This window comes from Pseudomonas sp. PDM03 (genome assembly GCF_014852385.1).
In the GTDB taxonomy this organism is placed as follows: Bacteria; Pseudomonadota; Gammaproteobacteria; order Pseudomonadales; family Pseudomonadaceae; genus Aquipseudomonas; species Aquipseudomonas migulae.
The window spans coordinates 109515-132406 of the sequence record NZ_JACVBM010000012.1 but is presented as its reverse complement, the minus strand read 5'-3'; the positions used below and the strand labels follow the sequence as shown (position 1 = coordinate 132406).

Sequence of the window (22892 nt, the reverse complement as noted above, 5' to 3'; positions counted from 1 at the left end):
CCTGCGGATCATGGCTTGATCACCACTTGTGGGCCGTAGCCATCGCCAGTGCGGAAGGTTGGCAGTGCAGCAGAGTTCACGTAGCGCACGCCATCCCAGCTCGGCAGCGGAACCGGCATCAATTGCAGTTGCCCCGGTTTCTCAACGTCCCAACGCAACAACATGGAGTTGTCCTCGTGTTGAGTGTTGTGGCAGTGCTCCATGTACGTCCCGGCGAATTCGCGGAAGTGGATCGCAATCTCGACGTTGTCCAGGCCGTCCTTTTCCGGACCGATGCGGTACACGTCCTTACGTGCCCATTTTTCCCATTCCGGTGGTAGCTTGCCGCCGCGACTGAGGATGATCCCCTCCTCGAAGTGCACGTGAACCGGGTGGCTCCAGCCTTCGCCGCCGAGCTTGATGTTCCACACTTCCAGCGTACCGAAGCCCGTGGCGCCGGCATCGGTCGGACCGGAGGCCAGTTTGGTCGAGACGTTCAGCCGACGAGGGTCCATGCTGAAACCGAAACCGCCGTCGGTCTTGATTGTCCACGGCGCCGAATCGGTGCCGTCGGAACGACCGAAGGTGAAGGTGCGATGACGGGCCTTGGCCAGCAGCGCCTTGTCGGCCACATTATCGCGGTGAATTTTCAGCGGGATCATCACCAGGCCTTCAGCCTTGCCCGGTTTGGCCGGTTCATAAGCCGCCGGGTCCATGGCCAGGTCCTGACCGGTGTAGGCCTTGACGTTGAGTTGCAACACTTTGCCTATCGCCGGATCACCGTCCTCCCATTTCGGCCCCTTGCTGGTTTGCTTGATGACGGCCTTGTACTTCTCGGACAGCACGTCAGCCAGGGCAACGGGTTCTTCCGGGCCCTTGCCGTCTTCGTGCACCAGCAGGTTGACGAAGAACAGCTTGTCGCCCGCCTTGACCCCGTTTTTCGAGAAGTTGACGATGATGTCGAAGCGTTCGGCGATGCCCATGGTTGGCAGGATCGCGTTGTGATTTTTAGTATCGCCGTCGGCATCCAGGTCCATGGTGCCGTCGAACGGCACGGCGTGTTCCATGATATTGCCGTCGTTGGCAATCATGTGGAACGGCACGCGGGCATACGACACGCCCGACCCGACAGGCCCTGGGAACTCGCCGCCGGTGCCCTTGATCTCGCGCACCAGCGCCAGTTTGAAGTAGCGCGATACCGAGCCATTGAGCATGCGGAACCGATAGCTGCGGGCGCGCACATCCAGGACCGGTTTCCACTGCCAGTTGACCAGCACCTGATCACCGAGGAAGCCGTCGGTATTGAACGGGTTAAACCACAGTTGACCGTTCTTGTCCCACGCTTTATCGGCAAACAGCAGGTTGACGTCGTAGTCGCGGTTGCCCCAAGGCAAGGCGTTGCCACTGGGGAAACGCAGGTTGACGCCGTCATTCACCGCTTCATTGCCACGGTCCAGGGCGCTGTAGTAGTTCATCATCGCCGCGTTGCCCTTGTAGACGTTCTGCGCGGTGAAATCGAGCATGTGGTCGTGAAACCAGTGGGTGCTCATGGTTTCGCGCCAGTCGCCGCGGATCTTGATCGTGCCGTTGTCGCAGGTCTTGCGGCTGGGGATGAGGTCGTTGGTCCACAGGGTTTCGCCCGGCGAGCACGGAAAAGCTGCACGCGGGTCTGTAGCCGTGGTGTTGATGCTGTCGTAGCCGGCCAACTGGATCGGCCAGCGATAGTCGTAGAATTGCCCGGGGAAGAAAAATGCGCTGGCATAACCGTCGCTTTCCGCCGGTTGGTGACCGTTGTGTTCGTGGGTACTGAGGGTGTGCAGACCAAAACCCATGTTCGCCGACGGGTCGATCGGCAAGGCGTTGTAATGGCGCATCAGCACAGGTTGTCCGTAACGCACCATGAGCAATTTTGGCGGCAAGGTGCCGTCGAAGGTCCAGACCGATTTGTGGTTCTGCACCGGCATTTTCGGGTGAAAACGCGCATCGACGCCTTTTGCGGTGCCTACGGTCGTCGGCAGGCCAGCCACATTGTAATAGAGGCCACCGGGGCCAAACTCGCCCATGGCATAGCGGTGCATCTGACGACTGTCACGCAACCCGGTATTCACCCGTGCGCCGGATTGCACAGTCTTGTAGGCGATCTGCGGGTAAAACTCGTTCCAGCGCTGGTGCGACCAGCCTTTTCCTGGTGGACGGCCTTCAGCCGACGAACCGATACGGCGGTTGAGGAAAAATTCGATCTGCTTCTGCCAAGGGTTGCGGTCGACCACGTTGGAATAATGGCTGGGAAACGGGGTCAGTCCGGGTTGGCGCATGAAAGCGTCGAGCGCCGCACTCGGCGGAGCGCTGCGAGCGACGCTGGTGGGATCCTGTTGCGGCAGCGGGCCGATGGCGGCCGGTGGAAACGGCAACTGTGCCGCCGGGGTGGTGGGGTCGAGTTTTTCCGGACCGAACTCTTCGAACAGCACCAGTTGCTGGGTGAACGGCAGAGCACCGTACAACGGGCTGGGTTTGCCGTTGGTAGGGTAATTGAAGCTGGTCTGTATCGCCGGCGGAAGGACATTTTCCTTGAGCGGGGTCTCTCGGGTGCCTTTGACGCCAGCCGGCAAGTCGAAGGCATCCAGGTTGGCGGGGGGCATGGTCAAAATGGCGTTCAAGGCACCTGCTTTGTCAGCCGGCTCGTCGTAATACGCCGAAGGGTCGGAAGGTGGCGGCTGCCCTTCGTCGTCGATCGGGCTGGCGCGCAGGCTCGTTGTGCCGAGCGTCATGGCCACAAAAACGCTCAGGGGCGTCAGGAGACCAAACCATTTGCAGGGGTGCAGCGCTTTTCTGTCCATCACCAGCCGCCTCGAAGTCGTGAAGGGGGTAATGGGGGTTTTGCAAGGAGCTCGCCAGACTTGCTACAGCCTATACAAACGCACTAATGCTCGTGGAAACAATGGCTTATCAACATCAATTTGCCATTCCCCGAAAAACGACTGGGGAATGACACCCGCAACCGGGGAAAGTTCGCCCCCATTTCAGGGACTGCGTTGGAACGACAGGCGAACACTTGTGCCCTCGCCCTCGCGACTGTCCAGGCTCACCGTACCGCCGCAACGCTCCATAATCCGCTTGACCAGTACGAGCCCGACGCCGAGCCCGCCTTGCTTGGTGGTGAAAAACGGCCGGAAAGCCATGCTGCGCTGTTCCTCGTTCATGCCTCTGCCGGTATCGCTCACCACCACGCTGACGTCTCGGGCATCCGTCGGCTCCAGAATGACGGTGAGCGTGCCGCCCTGGTCCATGGCCTCCAGCGCGTTGGCCAGCAGACGGTTGAGTATCTGCGTCAACTGCATCTGCTGGCTCAGGACCATGGGCGTGTCCTTCGGCTCGAACACCACATGAACGCAGGCCTTGGCGATCTGCTGCTCGAAGGCCATGAGGCTGTCGTGCACCGCCGCCACCAGGTTCACCGGTTCCGGTTCATCGGTGAGCGGGCGCAAGGATTGCAGCAATTCCCTGACCCACGTCGACATGCGGTCGACCTGACCGATGATGTCGTTGATGTTCTGGTGCGCCGGGCCATTGTCGAACTCCAGCGCCAGTTCGGCACTGGAGCGAATGGTCGCCAACGGATTACGCAAACTGTGGGCCACCGCCGATGACATCTCGCCCAAGGCGACAAAGGTTTCGTTGGTGATCAATTGTTTTTGTTGCGCCGCCAACAGGATCGCCGCACGCCGCACAATCCAGTACAGCCCCAGATAAATCAGCCCGCCGCCCAATGCAGTGGCCAGCCAGATCAACACCAGACCGCGCTCCATGCGGCTGATCAGGTCTTCGGGTTCCTTGTAGATCTCGACCATCGCCGTGACGTGCTCGCCGTCGGCATCGAACAGCGGAACGTAGTTTTCGATGAAGATGAATTCCGGCGGCGTGACGAACTTTTGCTCCATGCGTGACTTGTCGACGTCGTGATAACTGGCCGACACAGCCGTCCTGGAGACGAATGCGCGCTCAAGGTCTTCGTCGGCATGGATCGTGGTGCCCATCAATGCCGGGTTGGTCGACCAGATCACCATGCGGTCGGGGGCGTAGATGTTGGCAAGGATCACGTCAGGCAAGTGCTCGATGTGGTCGAGAAATTCGCCCCGGGCGTTGGCGCGGGCCATCGGGTCTACGTCGGGGAAATCCTTGTCCTTGCGCGGGTCCAGCAGCTCGCCCATGCTGCGCACATTGGGAATCGAGACGTGGCGCACCTCGGTCAAGGCAATCGTCTGAATGAACTGCGAGGTCAGCAATGCATCGCGCTGCACGCTCTCGGTAATCACAAATCGCGTGGACACAGCCCCCAGCGCCACCGCCACCGTACCAATCACCGCCATGCTGATGAGGGAAAACCAGCGCAGCAGATTGAACGGTTGCTTTCGCGAGCTCAAGCGCACATCGCCCTCTTCGGACTGGAGCGATTGTGTGGGCATGTTCATGGGCGTACTTCCCGGCGATTCCCCCCATTGGTTATAGCCCACGGTCAGGCATTTGCCCGGTATTGGGTGTTGACTTGACGCCCCCTGTTGGATCCATCACTCGATACACGCCGTAACCGTTCGGCAACCACAAATGCCGTGGCTTTGACTTTGCGCCCTGGCACGAGCACAGTCTGGCGCTACGTGAGGATGGATGCCTCGGTGAGGCTCAAGGAGAATGCCATGTTTCCGACCAATGTCTGGCTTGCCTACACGGCCGCGTGCTTACTGTTGGTAATCGCACCTGGCCCGGACAATCTGCTGGCCGTAGGCCGTGGACTCAGTCAGGGCAGGATTGCCGCTATCGTCTCGGGCATAGCCTCCGGGGCAGGAATTCTCTTTCATGTGGCAGCCGCTTCGCTGGGGCTGACGTTGCTTATGCAGACGTCCGCCGTTGCGTTCTGGGTCGTCAAGCTGATCGGTGCCGGTTATTTACTGTGGCTTGGCATAAAAGTCCTGCGTTCTCGTAGCCTGATCAGCTTCCAGCCTGCGACCCGGCAATCACTGCCGAGCATTTTCCTCACGGGATTCCTCTCGGCAGCGCTCAATCCGAAGCCCGGTTTTTTCGTCCTTGCGTTCATCCCGCAGTTCGTCGACCCACAACGCGGCTCGGTGAGTGTGCAGATGCTGGTGTACGGCATCTGGTTCGCCGCACTTACGGCAGTGGGATTCGCACTTATGGGCGTATTTGCCACGGCACTGTCCGGTTTTTTGCGTCAGAGGCCACGGCTGATAAATGGCCTGAACGTAGGGGCGGGACTCACCTTCGTTGCTTCGGGCGTATCGATAGCGGCGCTCAGTCAAAAATAGGGTCCGTGCAGGGGTGTCGCGGGGCCGCCACCCCTGAAGAGATATCCGACGTTTTCCGCGATGTTTAGCAATGCTTGCTCATGTTTAACGACGCGTGTTTAAAAACATTCCGTGTTACTTCGCGCAGGCTACAACGCCTTGCGCCATTGCCTACGCTTGCGCCAGAATCCGCCGGCTTGTGCGCCTTGGGCCTGGGCTTTATCGTTTTCCGGTCGCTGAAAATCAGTGATCGGGTTTGGTAGCCCGAGCTGCATAAGGTGCATTGCATCGCCATTTGAGGCTTCTGGTCTCGCATTTATGGTGGTCATGCACAGGGCGCCTTCGGGCGCGCCGGTTTCCTTGTGCCCGGTCTACCAACCTGCGTATGGCCACCACCCCTCGTTTGGTAGCGAGGGTGATGGCTCCTTGTTGTTAGCATAAGGAGTTTTATTTATGTTCAAAGTAACGCCCAATCCACCGGACACCGATCCGGCATCGCCGCAAGACAATCCCGATTCAGAAGCACATCGCGAAGCTGTCAATCGCGCCCTCGATTTCTACTTCAACCCTGCCGCCCAGAACGCTCACATCAAATCCACTCCGCGAACACCCACCACCCTGTTCATCGTCAACCCGGAACTCGATACCGAAACCCTGCTGGCCCATGCGTGTGAATCCCTGGCATCGGCCAATGTCATGGCGACGGACCTGGCGGATCAACTGGACGGGACATGCCGCAACTCCCTGCTGGGGATTGCGCAAGTCATCATGCTGGGCGAGTTGGCGGTGAATCGGGTGCTGGATCAATTAGCCCCCACCGAGTAACGACTGCGTCCAGCTGTCTGTAGGAGCAAGCTTGCTCCTACAGGTTTCCCGCCCTCCCCGGTATCCCCATCGCCCCCCAATGCTGGGGACAGTCGCCCGTTGGTTCGTCCGGCATCCAGGCAACGCTTAATAGCGAAACGCTGTAATGCCGGGCCTTTGCCGGCCGTTTCCAACGATTGGTACGGAAGTTGCCGACTCCCCCGTCAACTGACCCACCCCCCCAAGGGGCAGGTCTCTGATAGAGGGAATACTCATGCACCCTTTACTGTCCAAAACCACGATCGCCCTGGTCGTGTCCGCTCTGGCCCAAGGTGTCGCCCAGGCTGCGCTGTTTGCTGTCGACCCCGGCCCCTATGTTCCCGCCAACGGTAACTTCGCTTCCTGGTATCAGGACACCCACGGTCGAACCCTCGACTTGTGCCTGTCCAAGGCCGTCAGCTCCAGGGTTCCAGGTGCGCCCGGCGCACCGTCCTACATGTGCCTTTTGAATCCGAATCCCGGCATTTTCGATGACACTCAACCCATCGTTTTCCCGACCAACTTCCCCGACGAAGCGTTCTGGTTCACCGGCGACGGATCCATCGTCGACGCCGCACGGGGCATCGACCTGACCTATGTCAGCGCCGTTGAAGCCGCGTTCAGTGGTGGCGACCCGCTGGAAGGCGATCAGATCAGTTTTGGCCGTATCCGTATTCGGGTCGACGTGCCCACTGCGGGCACCTATGTCATCACCCACCCTTACGGCGTCGATGTCTTCAACGTCGATACCCCCGGGCGCCGCGCGATCAACATGACCCGGGACATCGGCATCGGCTCGCCGAAAACCTACGACGGTGCGCTCAAAGCGGACATCGGCCCCTTCCTGCGCAGCCTCAACGGCCCTTACGTCGAGCCCAACCCGGTTACCGGTTCAACCGACACGTTCGTGGGCGATCCGAACCTGGAAGAGGCCTTCACCGGCAGCCCTTTCAATACCAACTACATCCGCATTGAAGGGCCTAACGGACTGGACTTGCGCACGACGGTGATGGCCATTTCCGGCAAGTTATCGACGCTCGTTCGCCCCACTCCGATCATTGCCGAACGCAGCACCTATTCGCGCACAGCCGGCGCCAGCGCCCCGGTGGCCCACCAGGATGTTTTCGTCATGGCCCCGCCACCACCGGCCACCGTGACCCTGGACAGCAACACCCCGGTGTTGAACCTGATCGAGGCCAACACCACCGGCCACTGGTACGCCCAGTCAGCCACCAACCCGACGTTGCCGAGCAGCTTGCTGGTGACGGCCGACAACCATCTGGCCATCCCGACCAGCACGCCAACCTCCTTGTCCATGCCGCTGACCGACCTGGTGGTGATTTCACGGGCCGAGTACAGCCTGAGCAGTGGGCAAATCACGGTAGTGGCCTCGACCAGCGATGAAACATCGCCACCGATTCTCACCGCCACCTCCGGCACGGGTGTCGCCATCGGCGCCCTCAGTGGCAGCGGCGCAGAGAAATCCCTGTCGACCGGCATCTCGCCGATTCCACCGGCCAAGGTTCAGGTGACGTCATCCAATGGCGGCAGCGATACCGAAGAAGTGGTCATCGTGCAATGAACGCTCTCATGCCCAGATCCGCATCAGGAGGCATCATGAACAAGTGGCCACGCTTCGCGCTCAAGGCGCTCGGGCTGACTCTTTCGCTGTCCGGCAGTGCGTTCGCGCAACTCACTGCCGTCGATACCGGCCCCTACACTTTCGCCACGGGGAAATTCCCCATGTGGTATCAGGACAGCAACTTGCTGTCGCTGGAACTGTGCCAGTCACGGGCTACCAGCACGCGGGCACCGGGTGCTCCTGGCGCCCCCGCCTATATGTGCATCCTGAACCCGGAGCCCGGCATTTTCGACGACACCCTGCCGATGGTGTTCCCGGATAACTGGCCGCCGGAAGCGTTCTGGTTCCTCGCCGAGACGAGCATCAATGATGTAGGAGGTTATGGCGTGGATGCCTACGTGGCCGGGGTCGAAGCGGCATTCACTGCGGAAAACCCTGTCGACGGCGATCAGGCCAGCTTCGCGCGGATTCGCATGCGGGTGAACATACCTGTCGCAGGCACCTACACCATCACTCACCCGTACGGCGTGGAAACAGTCAACGTCACCACACCGGGCCGCCGGGCGATCAACATCACCCGCGACATCGGCATCGGTGCACCGGGCAACTTCGCCGGGGCACTCAACGGGGAGGTCGGGCCATTTCTGCGCAGCGTCAACGGGCCGTACACCGAAGTGAATCCGGACACCGGTGCCATCGAGACATTCGTGGGTGATCCGAACCTCAGCGAAGCGGTCACCGGCAGCCCGTTCAACAACAACTTCCTGCGAGTCCAGGGTCCGGCCGGGACCATTCAGACCAACCTCTTTACCGTGTCCGGCAAAGTCCTCGACAGCCGTGCGCAAACCCCTGTGGAAATCGGCCGCGCCACTTACCGCCGCCTCCCGACAGGTCCGGGCACGAGCAGTACCCGGGTCGAAGTCTTCGGCAAATCGGCCATCAGTTCGAGCCTGTGCTTCCGTGAAACCGTGCCTCTGGTTCCCGGGCCACCGCAATCGCCCTGCCTGGTCACCATGCTCGGCAACAACACCGGCCAGTTCTTCGGCCATCGTCTGACAGGCAGCACGGTTCCTCCGGTGGTGGTGGTCACCGCGACCGACCCGAGTGGCACCAACCGGCCAACGGCGGTGTCGAGCAAAGTCACCGACATCGTGAAAATCCAGACCGCACGCTACAACTGGAGCAATCACAGCCTGCTGATCGAAGCCACCTCGTCAGACGAAGTCGTGGTGCCGGACATGGTCGCCCAGGGCTTCGGACGGCTGACGAAAACCGGCACCTTGCAACGCCTGAGCGTTGCCGATCTGTCGCAGCCACCGGCCACTGTCACGATCAAATCCGCAGCCGGCGGCAACGACACCGAACCTGTGGTGGTGATCGGCACACAACCGAACAGCGGTGAAAACCAGGCGCCGCTGGCCGTTGCCGACACCGGCAGCACCAGCTTCGGGGTGCCGATCACCCTCAACCTGCTGGCCAACGACAGCGACCCGGACGGCAACACGCCATTGAGCATCGTCGCGCTGACCTCACCGGCCGCCGGGCAAGGCACCGTGGCGATGAGCGGCACGACCGCCGTGGTCTACACACCGCCCCCCGTAGTCACTGCACCGCTGACCACGACCTTCACCTACAAGGCTCAAGACATCAAAGGCCTGGCCTCGGCCACTCCGGCGACCGTGACCATCACCGTGGCACCTAACCGGCCACCGGTGGCCGTCGCCGACAGCGCCGCAACCCTGGGCGTGGCGATACCGATCAGTGTGCTGGCCAACGACACCGATCCGGAAGGCAACGTGCCGCTGGCGGTCGCCAGCTTCACGCAACCACCGAACGGTCGCGGCAGTGTCAGCAGCAACGGTACGGTGATCACATACACCCCACCGGCCAACTTCACCACGGCGTTCACCACGACCTTCACCTACTTCGTCCGGGACAGCTTCGGCGCCCAGTCGACGGCACCGGCGACGGTCACCGTGCAAGTCTCGCCACGGCCACCGGCAGAAACCTTCACGGTGACCACGGCAACGGTGTCGGCACGCTCCAACAACCGCTTCACCTGGGACTTCGCGGGCACCTCATCGGTGACCACCGGCAACGTCGTCACCATCCGGGTGAGCACCCCAACCGGGTTGGCAACCCTGGGCACCGCCACGGTGGCGGTGACCGGTCGCTGGCGGCTGACGGTGAACAACACCACCACGGTGATTCCATCGGCGAACCCGACGGCCACCATCACCTCGTCCCAAGGCACCGTGCGCACCGTGACGGTGATCTCCAACTGAGCCTTGGCCCCATCGGTCACGTGGCCGATGGGGCTGGCCTCTTGCGAAAGGACAGTCTCATGAAAACGTCGACCGCCGCCCTGCTCTGCCTGCTTCTGCTTTGCAGCAGCGCGGGCGTGCGCGCCGACGATCTGATGGAGAACGATGACCTGGGCCCCGGCACCGACCTCGGCGAGTTGCCACCGCCGATTGGCCAGCACGCGCTGATCGACCAGAACGGCCAGGCCAACGTGGCGCTGCTGCAACAGAACGGCCAGTCGCTGCTCGGCACCATCGTCCAGTCGGGGAGCAATCAGGAAGCCTACATCCTGCAACAAGGCAGCGACCTGATGGCAATGATCACTCAGCAAGGCTCCGGCAACTCGGCCTCGATCACCCAGACCGGCAGCCAGAACCGCGCGCAGATAGCCCAGAACGGCAACAACAACGACGCCAGCATCGACCAGGCCGGCACGGGGCTTTCCAGCGCCGTGACCCAATCGGGAAACGGCATGAGCGTTTCAGTCAAACAATACCGCTAAAGCACCGCACCACATGGAGGTTTCATCATGTTCAAACTGACGCCCCTCACCGCCGCGATCCTGGTCATTGCCAGTGCCCATGCGTTGGCCAACGACAGCATTTCCACCCAGGACCAGGTCGGCACCGCCAACATCGCCAATGTGAAACAGACCAAGGCCCCCTACAGCACCGCCACCCAGCAGCAACTCGGTGAAGGCAACGATGCGGCTGCGGTGCAGGACTCGGCCACCAGCACCATCGACCAGAACCAGGTCGGTGAATACAACGCCGGTTACGCCGAGCAATTGTATGAAGACAACAGCACCATCACCCAGAAACAGACCGGCAGCTTCAACACCAGCCATGCCAGTCAATCGATTGGTGCGGGCGGCGGCGAAGTGCTGCAACAACAGGAAGGCAGCGGTAACTTTTCGTTCGTCTATCAGGACAGCCAGGAGGGCACTTCCGGTCAAACTTTCCAGTACGGCGACAGCAACGAAGCCAACATCGAACAGATCCAGCCCGGCATCGGCAACATGGCGGTGATCATCCAGTACGGCACCACCAACTACGCCACCGCCGAACAGATCAACCACATGGGCGGCCAGATAGACATCAACCAGTCCGGCGCCAACAACTATGCCTACGGCGACCAGCGCAACGGCGACGGCGGCAACCTGACCATCAACCAGAACGGCGACGGCAACGGCACCGAAATCTGGCAAGACGGGCAAGCGGGCAGCACGGCCACCGTCGACCAGATGGGCGAGACCAACGAAACCGTGGTAGACCAGAGCTTCGGCGAAAACAACACCGCTCAGGTCTTCCAGGTCGGCAACCTCAACGCGATCTACGCCGACCAGTTCGAGTCCACCGGCTCGACCCTGGCGCTGTACCAGACGGGTACGGGCAACGTGCACTTCACTTACCAGTCCGGCGAAGGCCATTCGCTCACCGCGACTTCGGTGGGTAGCGACAACAAGGTCTACGCCAGCAACTGGAAAGGTCCGCAAAAAGGTGGTCAATTTGGCAGCAACCAGAACGCAACCATCACTCAGAACGGCAAGGAAAACATTGCCAACTTCACCCAGGACGGCGTCGGCCACGTCATGACCACCAGCCAGACCGGCATGGGCAACAAAACCATCGTCAGCCAGGCGGAGAACTACAACGAGCTGTACTTCGATCAGAACGGCACCGACAACATGCTCATCGCCGACCAGCGCGGCACCACCAACCTGGTCGAGGGCAGCAGTAACGGCATGAACAACCGTAGCGAATTCGACCAGTCCGGCACCAGCAACCTGGCCTCTACCAGCCAGTGGGGCAACGATAACAAGATCACTCTGAAACAGACCGACAGCATGAACGTGGCGTATGTGACCCAGAGCGGGATCGGGAACATTGCCAATGTTGATCAGAGTGGCGTGACGCAGATGGCGACCATTCAACAGGTGGGTATGGATAACCAGGCAACGGTGTTGCAGCAGTAATTGCAGGGGTATAAAAAACCGCGGCCCTTGAGGGGGGCGCGGTTTTTTTGTGGCCTGCTTTCTCTGTAGGAGCCAGCTTGCTGGCGATGGCGGCCTGACAGCCGAGCTGTGTTTTGGTCGGAGTACATATCCATTTCTGCGGTGATGGCTGCTATTGGTTCCGCTCTTACAGCGGGTCACTTGGAAGAGCGCCAAGTAACCAAGCGCTCTTGCCCCTTTCGTTCGGTGCCTCGCTCCGGTCCTGCTCCGTGGGCCCGCCGCCATCGGCCATCCCTGGCCGGGGGCGGCTAACCCGGCATCCATGCCGGGTTGCCCACTACGCAGAACCTCCACTCGGCCTCTCGAGGGGGCGCTCAGATCAAAAGCTGAAGGCGAGCTAACGCTCGGCCTGATGAGTGGTGGGAATCAAAAGCGTATGGGATTCCTGTAGGAGCCGGCTTGCCGGCGATGGCGGTGGCGGTGGGCCAGTCGACGCATTTATCGCCTGAAAGGACGCCATCGCCAGCAAGCTGGCTCCTACAAGGGAAATGCATATGTGTTGGATAAATACGATCCCCTGTAGGAGCCGGCTTGCTGGCGATAGCGGTGGATCAGTCAACGTATGTATTGGCTGGACAGACGCCATCGCCAGCAAGCCGGCTCCTACAGGGGGTTGAGTACAGTCGTGAGTGAAGGGTTGGCTGGAAGGACGTCATCGCCAGCAAGCCGGCTCCTACAGGGGGTTGGGGACTTTTGTGAGTGAAGGGTCGGCTGGAAGGACGTCATCGCCAGCAAGCCGGCTCCTACAATGGTACGGCGTACACCCACCAAACCACGAGGCCGAGCGTTAGCTCGCCTTGCGCTTTTGATTTTGATCTGCCCGCCCCTTCGGGAGGCCGAGTGGAGGTTCTGCGCAGTGGGCAACCCGGCATGGATGCCGGGTTAGCCGCCCCCGGCCATGGATGGCCGATGGCGGCGGGCCCACGGAGCAGGACCGGAGCGAGGGAACGCCGAGCCTTAGCGAGGGGCCGAACGAAAGGGGCAAGAGCGCTTGGTTACTTGCCGCTTCTGCAAGTGACTCGCCGTAAGGGCGAAACCAATAGCAGCCGTTACCGCAGGAATGGATATGTCCACCAGATAAAAAATGGTCGGCTGTCAGGCCGCCATCGCCAGCAAGCCGGCTCCTACAGGGGTTCGGGTACATCCGCATGAACCAGGTCGGCCCGGAGGCCGCCTCGGTCACTCTTCTTCAGGCACCACCTTGTTCTGGGTCAGATACCGGTCAAGCGTCTCACCGCTCTCAGGCGAATTATCCCCCGCCACCTGCCACAAACGCCGCTCGATCCCCTGGGCCAGAAGATGCCCCACCGCCGCCTCGATCGCCGACAACACACACAACTGCGCCGGCTCGTTCGTGGTGTAGCCAACCTCCGCCTCAAGCAACTTCTTGAACTCGATAAACTTGAACACCCCGGCACTACGGCCCACAGAGTAAATCGTCTTGCTGGTCATCACATTGGCCAGCACCTGCCCACTGCGCACATCCACCGCCCGCAGGTTCACCGTGACCTGATCCACCCGATACTCCCGGGAAATATCGATCCCCAGGTAACGCGCCCCTTCCCCCCCGCTTTTGACGTTGGTGTCGTACGCAATAATCCCGCCCTCAAGCATCATGTTCGCCGCTTGCAACGGCGGCAGTTCGCCCTGGATATTCACCGGCGTGTTCGGTTTTTTCTGTGAGGCGCGGATGATCTTGCGCTCGGTCAGCAGGTTCTGCAGCCCCTCCCGCTCCAGCACCACAAACCAGCCGCTGGCCTGCAACGCATCCATCAGCATGCTCGCCGCGCCTTGAGTGACACTGGTAGAAAACGAACTGGCCGGGGTCGGTTTGTATTGCCCGGTCTGGTCGCGGAAACCGTACACCACCGCCATCAACCGGCCCTTGGGTCGTGGCATGTTGATCAAGTCGTAGTAAGTCGAAGCCCTCGGGGTCAGCGTCGGGGTTTCGGTGTCCTGCTCAGCCCCGATCGGCTCGCGCAGACTGCACCCCTGTAACGCCGCCAACATCAGCCCTAGCACCATTATTCTTTTCATATCCTTCCCTCCCCATCAACCCGGATCCCTTCAAGGGGCCAGGCCGCTCACCTGAATTTCGGAGACTTCACCGGTCGCTCGGTCGGTCACGACAATGGTCAATTGGCCGGAGTCGTCGACCACGTTGACGATAAAAGCGTCGGTGGTCAGGCTCCCGGTGTTGCCCGCGGAAATGTTGTCCAGCAACTGCCCGAGCAACCGCGACTGCAACTGACTGGAGAACCGCTCCAGCGCCGAAGTACCGGCCGCGGCGGTGCGTTTTTTCAAGTCAGGATCGTCGTAATCGTTTTGCGCCTGGGCGTTGTTGAGCAGCCAGGTCCCGTTCAGCGGGTTACCGCCAAACGAGGGGTTGATGGGCGTGTAGACCAGCTCGGTGGCCTGGACCAGGCCGCAACTGCCGAGCCCGACCAACCAGATGCCTGCCCTTGAAAACAGGCGGTGCTGCGAGAACGTTGTGGTTTTCATAGTTCGTCCCTCTCAAGGTCCGTTGTGTCCTGCAACAAGGCTTCCAGCTTGCGCTGGACGATCTGCCCGCGGACCCAGTCGGCGGCGTCATAGGCCTCTTCCTTGAGTTCCACGGTGTTCGGCGGCAAAAAACGCCGGTAAACCAGACGCTGCTGATATTCCACAGTGACCAGGGCGCCCCACCGCGCCGAAGGTCGTTCGCGTACCACCAGGTTGAAATCCATCGGGCTGGTGGCGCGCAGGCGTTCACTGAACGAGTAGTAAAAGTCGTGACCGATGTGCGAGATCGTGTCATCGACGATGAACCCCATCATTTCGTCCTCTTCGCCGGCCGTGGCGGCAGCAGACGCCAGCATCAGGATCACGGCCACGCAGAATCGGTTCATGGCTGCAACGCTTCGGGCGATTTTGACTGGCCCTTGGCAGGTCCCGATGTGCCCTCGAGAAAGGCTTTCTCGGCCACGAACTGCCAGTCCTTGTAACTCGCCATGCCGGCAAAATCCGACCACTGAGAGGGGAAGTCCGCCTGCTTGAGCGGCGTGTCCGTGGAGGCGCTGTTGAGGCCGGTGATGCGGCCATCGAAACCGCGCATCAGGCTCCATTCGCCGCCGCCGATCGGGTCCGGATACAGCTGCCGGATATGGTGTTTTGGGCTGGGAAAACGCTCGTCCTGCAACAGGTCTACCAGCTCCTTCGGGTATTGGGCCAGGCCAGGTGAACTGCGGTAGTAGCTGCGTAGCGCCTGGGCGTATTGCGTGCCGACCCAGAGCAACTGGCGCTCACGATCACGGCGCGAGAGGGTCGACCACAACTCGCCGGCAGTGGCCAGGCCCATGCCCATCAGCATGATCAGGAACAGCACGCCCAGGTAAGTGAAACCGCCCTCGTACGAAGGTTTACCACTCGGAATAGAGGCTGCCATCACGCGCCCTCCCTGTGGCCCCGCTTTTGATATCGGCAACGCCACCCGGTACGCCGTCCGGTGGTGCGACCATGACCCAGAGGTCCTTGCGTTCGGCAATCGGGTCCATCGGCGGGTTGCGCAGGTAGCGTTGTTCCACCAGTTGCTCAAGGGAATCGGGATAACGCCCGGTGTCGCCGTAGTAGTGATCCAGGGCTTCGCGCATCACCGACAGGCTCTGGCGCAGCGTGGTCTCTTTCGAGGCCTCGAGGCTGTTGAAATAACGTGGCAAGGCGATGGTCATCAGGGTTGCGATGATTGCCATGACCACCATCAGTTCCAGCAGGGTAAACCCCTTTTCCCGACGCATAAGCTCACCACTCCCGGTAGGCGATGCCGTTAAGCCCTTTGCCCCGCGCCTGGGAGTAAACGTCAAAGACGTCTTGGCCCTCACGCGGGTTTTGAGCCGTGCTGTCATAGGAGCGCAAGCCCCAGCCGCCGTCGTCGTCACGCTTGACCGGCTTCAGCGGGTCATGGGGCACGCGCCGCAGAAAATAGAACTTGGCCCCCTTGGCGCTGCGCACATCGCGCACCCCCTCCACCAACACTTTCAGGTTCGGCGGATAGCCGCTGCTGTTCAGGGATTTCTCGATGTAACCGGCGTCGAACGCGCGTTTGTAAGCGTCGATGGCATCGCGAATCTGGTACAGCGCGGTGCGCAGTTCCTGCTCTTTGCCCCGGCGCACCACAGTCTCGGTCAGCGGCGCGGCCATGCCGGCCAGCAAGCCGACCAGGGCCAGCGTCACCACGACTTCGATCAGGGTAAAACCGCGTTGCGAGGCGTTCATGATCAAGGCTTCTCGATAAACACTTGAGTGGTTGAGGCCGCCACCGGCCGATCGATGTGCTCGTTCTGAATGGGCGGTTCCATCTGCCGGTCCGGTGCCTGAATGCGCATGCTGGTTTCGGTGCCGGTCGGGAATTCCATGTCCGACGGGCTCTGGTACGGCAGGTTGCGCACGATCCGTGGCGTGATCGACAGCACCAGCTCCGATTTGCTGACGTTGTCCTTGTTGCTGCCGAACAACCGGCCCAGGCCAGGAATGTCGCCAAGCCCCGGAATCTTGTTGCCGGTGGCGCCATGGTCATTGCGCATCAGGCCGGCGAGAATCTGGGTTTCGCCGTCATGCAGGCGCAGGGTGGTCTGGGCGTTACGGGTATCGACCTGCACCGGAATCGTGCCCTGGCGGGTCGGTTCCAGGGGCGTGGCGTTACTCACTTCCAGCGCGATTTTGATCGCCACTTCGTTGTTCAGGTGCACGGTCGGCTGCACTTCCAGCTTCAGACCGACGTCCAGGTAAGTGACGCTTTCGGTGATCACCGGGCCTTGGGTCGACGGCACCGACGTGGCGCTGATGATCGGCACGCGCTGACCAATGTGGATGCGCGCCTGCTCGCGGTTGCTGACACGAATCACCGGGCTGGCCAGGGTGTTGATGTCGTTGTCCTGGGCATTGATCTTGGCTTGCGGCGAAGGCGAGATGGTGATCCGGCTGGAGTCGATGCCTTTCAATTGATCGAGAATCTGCACCGGCGAACCGTCGCCGTTGACCACGCCGAAGGTGTTCGGCCATTGCAGGCCGAGGTCGAGAATCCGTTGGGTGGCAACCTCCATCACCTCCACTTCCAGCACCACTTCGGGGTTGGACTGGTCTTGCGATTGCAGGAGTTTTTCCGCCATGCGGATCGCGTCTTCGGAGTCGCGCATGGTCAGGGTGTTGAGGCGCTCATCGACAAACACGTCGCGGGTCTTGAGCATGGTTTTGATCATGTTCAGCGCGGTGTTGGCATCGATGCTGGTCAGGTAGAAGGTGCGCATCACCAACTCCTGGTAATCCTTGAGCTTTTGCGGTGAGTCCGGGTAGATCAGCAAGGTGTTTTCGTTCACCACTTTTTGATGCAACTGGTTCTGTTGCAGCAGCAGTTCCACGGCGTCTTCGATGCGCACGTCACGCACGAAGATCGTGGCTTTCATGTCCGGGCGCAGGTCCTTGTCGAAGATGAAGTTCAACCCGGCGACCTGGGACAGCACCTCGAAAATGGTTTTCAGGTTGGCGTCGCGAAACTCCAGGGTCACGGGCCGTTCCAGGCGTGTGCGCAGTTGTGGGTACGGGATGACGTTGCGGCTCTGGACCAGACGGATGCTGCTTTGCAGTTCCAGGGCGCCTTCATTCTTCGGGTCCAGTTCGAGGATCTGTTTGACCTGACGGTCGGCACCGTAGATGTCGCCGCGACGCAAGTCGCCACGGGCCAGCTCGAGCTTTTCATCGAGGCTGCGCATGTAGTCGAGCTGGCGCATTGCATCCTGGGCACGCCGGTTGTTCGGCTCGATGGTCAGCACCCGGTTGTAGCTGACGCGCGCGGCGGCGAAGTCCCGGTGCGAACGGTCGGTGTCAGCCTCGGTCAGCAGCGCGGTAATCGCCTTGGCGTGGGCGGAGTTGCGGGCCAGGTGCAGTTCGGTATTTCGAGGGTTTTCCCGCAGCCCTTCTTCAATACGCGCCAGGCCGGCCTCGTATTGTCCCTGCTCGATCAGCTCGGACGCTTCCTTGTTGGCGACCTGGGCAGAACTGCACGCCACCAGCCCGGCACACGCACAGCAAAAGCTCATCAGCAAACGGGATCTATTCATGGCGTGCTCCCCATAGACAAGGTCTGGGACAAATGCAAAGGCAGGTAGACGAAGCTCAGTTCCACATCGGAAATGCCCACGATCCGCCAGGTTTCGTCGATCACATCCCCTTTGCGTACGACGTATATTTTTTCTCCGCTCAGCAGAAACACTTGCTGGTCTGAACGATCATCCATGCGCCCGATAAACTGGAAAGGCATTGGCGGCGCGCTGGGGACGGTCACCACCGGGGTCACGTTGACGGGTTGTTCGGTGACGCTTGCGAGCGTCGGTTCAGCCTTCCAGCTGCGGGCGGCGAACAGGTCGCCCGCCGGGCTCAAGTCCTTGATCACAGCGGTTTTGCCGGTGGCTGGCGCGGCAGGCAGAGCACCGCGGGTTTTGCTGTTGGCCGCCGTGGCCACGACGGTGATGGCCGCCTCACCGTCGTCCGCCGACATCCAGTAATCGGGCAACCAGGCCAGCCCCGCCGCTACGCCGAAGAACCCCACCCACCCCGCTACGCGTTTGGTATTCATCATGACCTCGACAGGTAGAGGGTCATGCGGATCCGCCCGGTCAGGTCGGTGTCGGCGATTTTTTTACGCTGGAACTCCACGTCCTCCACCACCACCGCCGGCAACTGACCGAGCAAGGCATGCAGGAAGCGCCGCAGTTGCGGGTAGCTGCCACGCACCGGCAGCAGAATCTGATAGCGCGCCAGATGGGTCTTGGGGTCGATACCCAGGGCATATTCACCGCGTGCCAGGGTGATGTGTTCCTGGGCCGCCAACGCGTAGATCTTGTCGATGGCCACCGTGGCTTGCGGCTGCGAAGGTAGCTTGCTGCGGAAGTCGTCGAGCTGACGTTGTGGCACCACCGGCGCGGCGACGCTGCCGTCTTCAACCCTGGCCAGGTATTCACCGGCTTCGCGGGTCTGCTGGCTGAGCTGTTGCAGCGACTGCCAGTCCGGCATCAAGCCCGCCAGGCCATAGACCGATGCCAACGCCAGCAGCGCCATCCCTGCCAGACCGGGAATGCCCAGGCCTTGCAGGTATTCGTGGACGATCAGTCTAGGGATTTGCATCGCCAATCTCCCAGGTAGCCGACAGGTTGAATTGCACCGGGTGCTCGGGCACGTTGGCCACGATTTCGTGGCTCAGCAACGACACATCGGACAGCTCGTCGCTGGCCTCGAGGTTGCGGTGGAAGTCGAGCATGGCGTCGAGGTCTTTCGCCTCGGCGCTGATGCGCACCTGGCCTTTGCGTGCATCGGGGGTCAGGGTCAGCAAGGCGATATCGCCCCGGGGCATAGCTTCGAGCATGGCGAACAGGCGCTCCCACGGCCGGCGCAGTTGCTGCGAGACCTTGCGCATCTCGGCGAGGTTTTGTGCCTGCTCGCGGATTTGCGCCGGGGTCAGGCTGACCGCGCCGCCATCGTCGCCGGTGAGGACGCGCTGGGCGGTTTGCAGATGGCCCTGTTGTTGCGCGGTCTGATCACTGAGGTGTTGCTGAACCAGCACGCAAATCAGGCTCAACACCACGCCCACGGCCAGCAGGCTCCAGCCCAGGGGGCCCGAGCGGCGGCGCGGCTGAAAGTCGAGCATCAGGGCGCGCATGTCAGGCCACCGCCCGGGACATGACGTACAAGCCATCGCGTACGGTTGTCCGGTCTTCTTCAAGGGTGCGCAAGTGCACGCCGGGAATGTCGGGTTGCACATCGATACGCGCGGGCGCATGCAGGTAAACGTTCAGTGGCCGCTCGCTGGTGGAGGCCTGCAATTGGCTTTCACGACCGATCAACGCGGTCAGTGCGGCGTCGCTGTCGCCGGTGCCCACCGAACGCACCGAGGCCCAGCGGCCTTCCCGGGCCAGCAGCAATACGCTGCGTACCGGCTCGGCGACCACGAACAGGAAGTCGCCGGTTTCGAGGCTTTTATCGAAGTGGTTGAACGCCGTCATCAGGTACGGCTGCACCGAACGCAGGCGCAGGCCCCGGGCGCTGACCAGGGTGCGCAGACGCGTCAGCAAATCCTGCGGCAGTGCGCTGGCGACCCGGTCGTAGCCGGCCGGTTCCGGCGAGAGCACCAGGCTCCAGGGTTGCGTCGGCACGCCATAAAGGTCTTCGAAGCACAGCCGGGCAAACCCGAGCAATTCGTCTGGACTGCTGATCTGCTCGCTCCAGGGCACCAGGCAGAAACGGCTGAAATGCCCGGAAATCACCACGCTCAACTCGGCACCGGCGTGGGTGTGATCGGCCAGCAGATGATCGAGGGTGTCCAGCGCCACCGCCCAGGCGTGGAAGCCTTCGTCGATAAAACCGACGCTGCCCAGCCACAAGGTTTCGCTGCCACGACGCTGGCCGAGGCCGACCCCACTGGCGCCGAGCACGGCGATAAAACGATCACGAGACAAAAGTGACACGATTGATCTCCTCGAGCGTGGTGCGCCCTTCCTGAACCAGTTCCAGCGCCGACTCACGCAGCAAGCGCAAGCCACGTTTGCACGCATGGGTTTTGATTTTCGAAATCGGTTGGCGCTCGACGATCATCTGCCGCAGCTCGTCGTCCAGGTGCAGCAGCTCGGCGATCGCCGTGCGTCCGCGATAACCGGTGCCCCGGCAATGCCCGCAGCCCTTGCCGTGAACGAAGTGGAAGTGATCGACGTTGTGGGGGTCGAGTCCCGAAGCGAGCAGTTCGTCATCGGTCGGGGTGCACGGCGCGCTGCAACTGGTGCAGACCAGACGGATCAAGCGCTGCGCCAGCACGGCATTGAGTGCCGAGACAAGGCTGTAGGGATCGATTTCCATCTGGGTGAACCGGCCGATGACATCGAACACGTTGTTGGCGTGGATCGTGGTGAACACCAGGTGGCCGGTGAGCGCCGATTGCACGGCGATCTGCGCGGTGTCGGGGTCACGGATTTCACCGACCATGATCTTGTCCGGGTCATGACGCAGGATCGAGCGCAAGCCACGAGCGAAGGTCAGGCCTTTCTTTTCATTCACAGGGATTTGCAGCACGCCCGGCAACTGATACTCCACCGGGTCTTCAATGGTGATGATCTTGTCCACGCCGTGGTTGATCTCGGTGATCATCGCGTACAGCGTGGTGGTCTTGCCGCTGCCGGTCGGGCCGGTCACCAGCACCATGCCGTAGGGTTCGGCGGCCAGCCTGCGCAGTTGGCGCAGGGTTTCGTCTTCAAAGCCCAGGGCCTGCAACTGCACACCGCAGACCTTGTCCGCCAGGTCCTGTTTGTCGAGCACCCGCAGTACCGCGTCTTCACCGAAGATGCTCGGCATGATCGAGACTCGGAAGTCGATCTGCCGGCCACTGATGCCGATCTTGAAGCGACCGTCCTGAGGCACGCGTTTCTCGCCGATGTCCAGTTCGGCCATGACCTTGACCCTGGAAATCACCTGCTCGGCAAACTCGCTGCCCTGGATCTTGCTGATGTTGTTGAGCACGCCGTCTATGCGGTACTTGATCACCAGGCCGCTGCCGGTGGTGCCCAAATGGATATCGCTGGCGTGCATTTTCAAGGCGTCGTACAGCGTCGAGTTGACCAGTTTGACGACGACGCTGGCGTCTTCGCTGATGCTGGTCAGGGACAGGCTTTGCAGGGTGTCGGTTTCGATGTTGGCATCGGCCTGGGCGTTGAGCGATTCCACCGCATGGAAGCTCTCTTCGTGACGTGCCAGATAGGCTTTCAGGTCGTCGGCATGCACCAGATACAGGGGCGCACCGTGCAGGCAGTCATCGATCCAGGCCAGGCGCGACGTGTCGAACGGGTCGGCGAACACGCCGATGATCTCCTCGTCGTGGCGCAACAGGATGAATTCGCGCTTGAGGCATTGGGCCAGGGTGACCCTGTCGAATACGGGAGTGGACTTGAACAGGTTGTCGGTGTCGAGCACCGGATAATGCAGGGTGGCGCCGAGGCACTGGATGAAGGGCATGGGGGCCAGTTCGCACAACACCCCGAGGGCTTCGAGCATCCGCTCGCCGGAACTGGCGGCCAGTGATCGGGCCTGGGCCAATTGCTCACTGGAAAAGCGCGACGGTACGGATTCCAACTGCGCCGGTTCGACGGTAAGGGATAGACGGTCCATGGCTTGCTCTCCAACGCCGGGGGCTTTGAGCCCTGTCGACGCGGCGAGCAATTACGGCGGTTACCGCAACGGCTGGTCGCGCCACTACTCCCCGGTGAGCAATTGTTCGTCGTCTGGTGCCTTGGACGTCGAGGGATTGCGTCGACGATCCGCCAGCACCCAACTGCCATCGTACAACTGCAGCGGGAAACTCTCGGTCCTGCTCTGGCGTCGTTCGACAAACCCCTCGGATGTGCGCGCGCCTGCTTTGGGTTCGCGCTCCATCCCCAGAAGGTCACAGACTGCACGGGCCAGTTCCGCCATTGGAAACGGTTTGAACAGGATATGGCTGACTCCCACCTGCCGGGCCCGCTCACAGACTTCAGCGGTCGGGTGCCCGGTAATCAGCACAAAATGACAGTTCCTGTTCCGGCGGATGGCATCGAGCACCTCAAAGCCTTCCATATCGGGCAAGCGGTAATCGAACACCATCACATCGGGTGCAAACTGCTCGGCTTCGCCGATAGCCGCCGCACCGTCATGTGCAACCCGGACGTCCAGTGCTTGCGCCTCAAGGTAATCCTTGAGGTTTTGTGCAAGAAGCTGTTCGTCATCGACAACCAGTACTTTGTTTAACAAGGTGGACTCCTTGAAACCGCAGGCCCGAGTTCCGAACCTGGCAGAGTGCTCGCCTTACCGAGGCTAACGCACACTT

At 61.3% G+C, this 22892-nt stretch carries 22 protein-coding genes; 6 read left to right on the top strand and 16 right to left on the bottom strand.

From position 1 onward, the window contains the following. Positions 1–8: 8 nt before the first annotated feature. Complete coding sequence (locus IB254_RS17680) at positions 9–2816, bottom strand: multicopper oxidase domain-containing protein (RefSeq protein WP_192418364.1); 2808 nt, start codon at positions 2814–2816, stop codon at positions 9–11. 183 nt (positions 2817–2999) lie between these two features. Next, positions 3000–4448 carry a sensor histidine kinase gene (locus tag IB254_RS17675; RefSeq protein WP_192418355.1) on the bottom strand — a complete coding sequence of 483 codons (1449 nt, stop codon included), beginning with the start codon at positions 4446–4448 and terminating at the stop codon, positions 3000–3002. A gap of 222 nt (positions 4449–4670) precedes the next feature. Between IB254_RS17675 and IB254_RS17670 the strand changes: the two genes are divergently transcribed. Then, positions 4671–5297: a LysE family translocator gene (locus IB254_RS17670; RefSeq protein ID WP_192418353.1), complete on the top strand. Its 627-nt coding sequence runs from the start codon at positions 4671–4673 to the stop codon at positions 5295–5297. Between the two features lie 128 nt (positions 5298–5425). On the opposite strand, the gene IB254_RS17665 is transcribed toward IB254_RS17670, so the two are convergent. After that, positions 5426–5605, bottom strand: coding sequence for a hypothetical protein (locus IB254_RS17665; RefSeq protein ID WP_192418351.1), 180 nt, complete (start codon positions 5603–5605; stop codon positions 5426–5428). A gap of 124 nt (positions 5606–5729) precedes the next feature. On the opposite strand from IB254_RS17665, the gene IB254_RS17660 reads away from it, so the two are divergent. From IB254_RS17660 to IB254_RS17640, 5 genes are all read left to right on the top strand, one after another. Next, positions 5730–6101, top strand: coding sequence for a DUF6124 family protein (locus IB254_RS17660; protein WP_192418349.1), 372 nt, complete (start codon positions 5730–5732; stop codon positions 6099–6101). A gap of 253 nt (positions 6102–6354) precedes the next feature. Continuing rightward, positions 6355–7701: a hypothetical protein gene (locus IB254_RS17655; RefSeq protein ID WP_192418347.1), complete on the top strand. Its 1347-nt coding sequence runs from the start codon at positions 6355–6357 to the stop codon at positions 7699–7701. Positions 7702–7736: 35 nt separating this feature from the next. After that, complete coding sequence (locus tag IB254_RS17650) at positions 7737–9986, top strand: Ig-like domain-containing protein (protein WP_192418345.1); 2250 nt, start codon at positions 7737–7739, stop codon at positions 9984–9986. A gap of 59 nt (positions 9987–10045) precedes the next feature. Beyond that, the gene (locus tag IB254_RS17645; RefSeq protein ID WP_008034167.1) at positions 10046–10507 is read left to right on the top strand and encodes a curlin; all 462 of its coding nucleotides are present in this window, start codon (positions 10046–10048) and stop codon (positions 10505–10507) included. 27 nt (positions 10508–10534) lie between these two features. Further along, positions 10535–11980, top strand: a complete 1446-nt coding sequence (locus IB254_RS17640; protein WP_192418343.1) for a curlin — start codon at positions 10535–10537, stop codon at positions 11978–11980. A 1218-nt stretch (positions 11981–13198) separates the two neighbouring features. Here the strand turns inward: IB254_RS17640 and IB254_RS17635 are convergent. The 13 genes from IB254_RS17635 to IB254_RS17575 form a co-directional block, all read right to left on the bottom strand. Further along, positions 13199–14056 (bottom strand): CsgG/HfaB family protein, encoded by an 858-nt coding sequence (locus IB254_RS17635; RefSeq protein ID WP_008034033.1) that lies wholly within the window; start codon positions 14054–14056, stop codon positions 13199–13201. Between the two features lie 30 nt (positions 14057–14086). Then, entirely contained in the window at positions 14087–14521 is a 435-nt protein-coding gene (locus tag IB254_RS17630; RefSeq protein ID WP_008043342.1) for a curli assembly protein CsgF, read from the bottom strand. Further along, positions 14518–14907 carry a curli production assembly/transport protein CsgE gene (csgE, locus tag IB254_RS17625; RefSeq protein WP_008034030.1) on the bottom strand — a complete coding sequence of 130 codons (390 nt, stop codon included), beginning with the start codon at positions 14905–14907 and terminating at the stop codon, positions 14518–14520. The genes IB254_RS17630 and csgE overlap by 4 nt, the downstream gene beginning before the upstream one ends. Beyond that, positions 14904–15443 carry a type II secretion system protein gene (locus tag IB254_RS17620; protein WP_192418341.1) on the bottom strand — a complete coding sequence of 180 codons (540 nt, stop codon included), beginning with the start codon at positions 15441–15443 and terminating at the stop codon, positions 14904–14906. Before IB254_RS17620 ends, csgE begins: the two co-directional genes overlap by 4 nt. Next, positions 15418–15792, bottom strand: coding sequence for a type II secretion system protein (locus tag IB254_RS17615; protein WP_008034019.1), 375 nt, complete (start codon positions 15790–15792; stop codon positions 15418–15420). Before IB254_RS17615 ends, IB254_RS17620 begins: the two co-directional genes overlap by 26 nt. A gap of 4 nt (positions 15793–15796) precedes the next feature. After that, positions 15797–16270, bottom strand: a complete 474-nt coding sequence (locus tag IB254_RS17610) for a type II secretion system protein (protein WP_008034018.1) — start codon at positions 16268–16270, stop codon at positions 15797–15799. A gap of 2 nt (positions 16271–16272) precedes the next feature. Beyond that, positions 16273–18111, bottom strand: coding sequence for a secretin N-terminal domain-containing protein (locus IB254_RS17605; protein WP_192418339.1), 1839 nt, complete (start codon positions 18109–18111; stop codon positions 16273–16275). Next, complete coding sequence (locus tag IB254_RS17600; RefSeq protein ID WP_192418337.1) at positions 18108–18626, bottom strand: hypothetical protein; 519 nt, start codon at positions 18624–18626, stop codon at positions 18108–18110. Before IB254_RS17600 ends, IB254_RS17605 begins: the two co-directional genes overlap by 4 nt. After that, the gene (locus tag IB254_RS17595) at positions 18626–19174 is read right to left on the bottom strand and encodes a GspMb/PilO family protein (RefSeq protein ID WP_008034015.1); all 549 of its coding nucleotides are present in this window, start codon (positions 19172–19174) and stop codon (positions 18626–18628) included. The genes IB254_RS17600 and IB254_RS17595 overlap by 1 nt, the downstream gene beginning before the upstream one ends. Next, positions 19161–19706 carry a PilN domain-containing protein gene (locus IB254_RS17590; protein WP_192418335.1) on the bottom strand — a complete coding sequence of 182 codons (546 nt, stop codon included), beginning with the start codon at positions 19704–19706 and terminating at the stop codon, positions 19161–19163. Before IB254_RS17590 ends, IB254_RS17595 begins: the two co-directional genes overlap by 14 nt. A gap of 1 nt (position 19707) precedes the next feature. Beyond that, positions 19708–20511 (bottom strand): hypothetical protein, encoded by an 804-nt coding sequence (locus IB254_RS17585; protein ID WP_192418333.1) that lies wholly within the window; start codon positions 20509–20511, stop codon positions 19708–19710. Further along, positions 20492–22198 (bottom strand): GspE/PulE family protein, encoded by a 1707-nt coding sequence (locus tag IB254_RS17580; RefSeq protein ID WP_192418331.1) that lies wholly within the window; start codon positions 22196–22198, stop codon positions 20492–20494. The genes IB254_RS17585 and IB254_RS17580 overlap by 20 nt, the downstream gene beginning before the upstream one ends. 84 nt (positions 22199–22282) lie before the next feature. Beyond that, a complete protein-coding gene (locus IB254_RS17575) occupies positions 22283–22816 on the bottom strand; it encodes a response regulator (protein WP_008043360.1) in 534 nt (177 codons plus the stop codon). Positions 22817–22892: the final 76 nt, after the last annotated feature.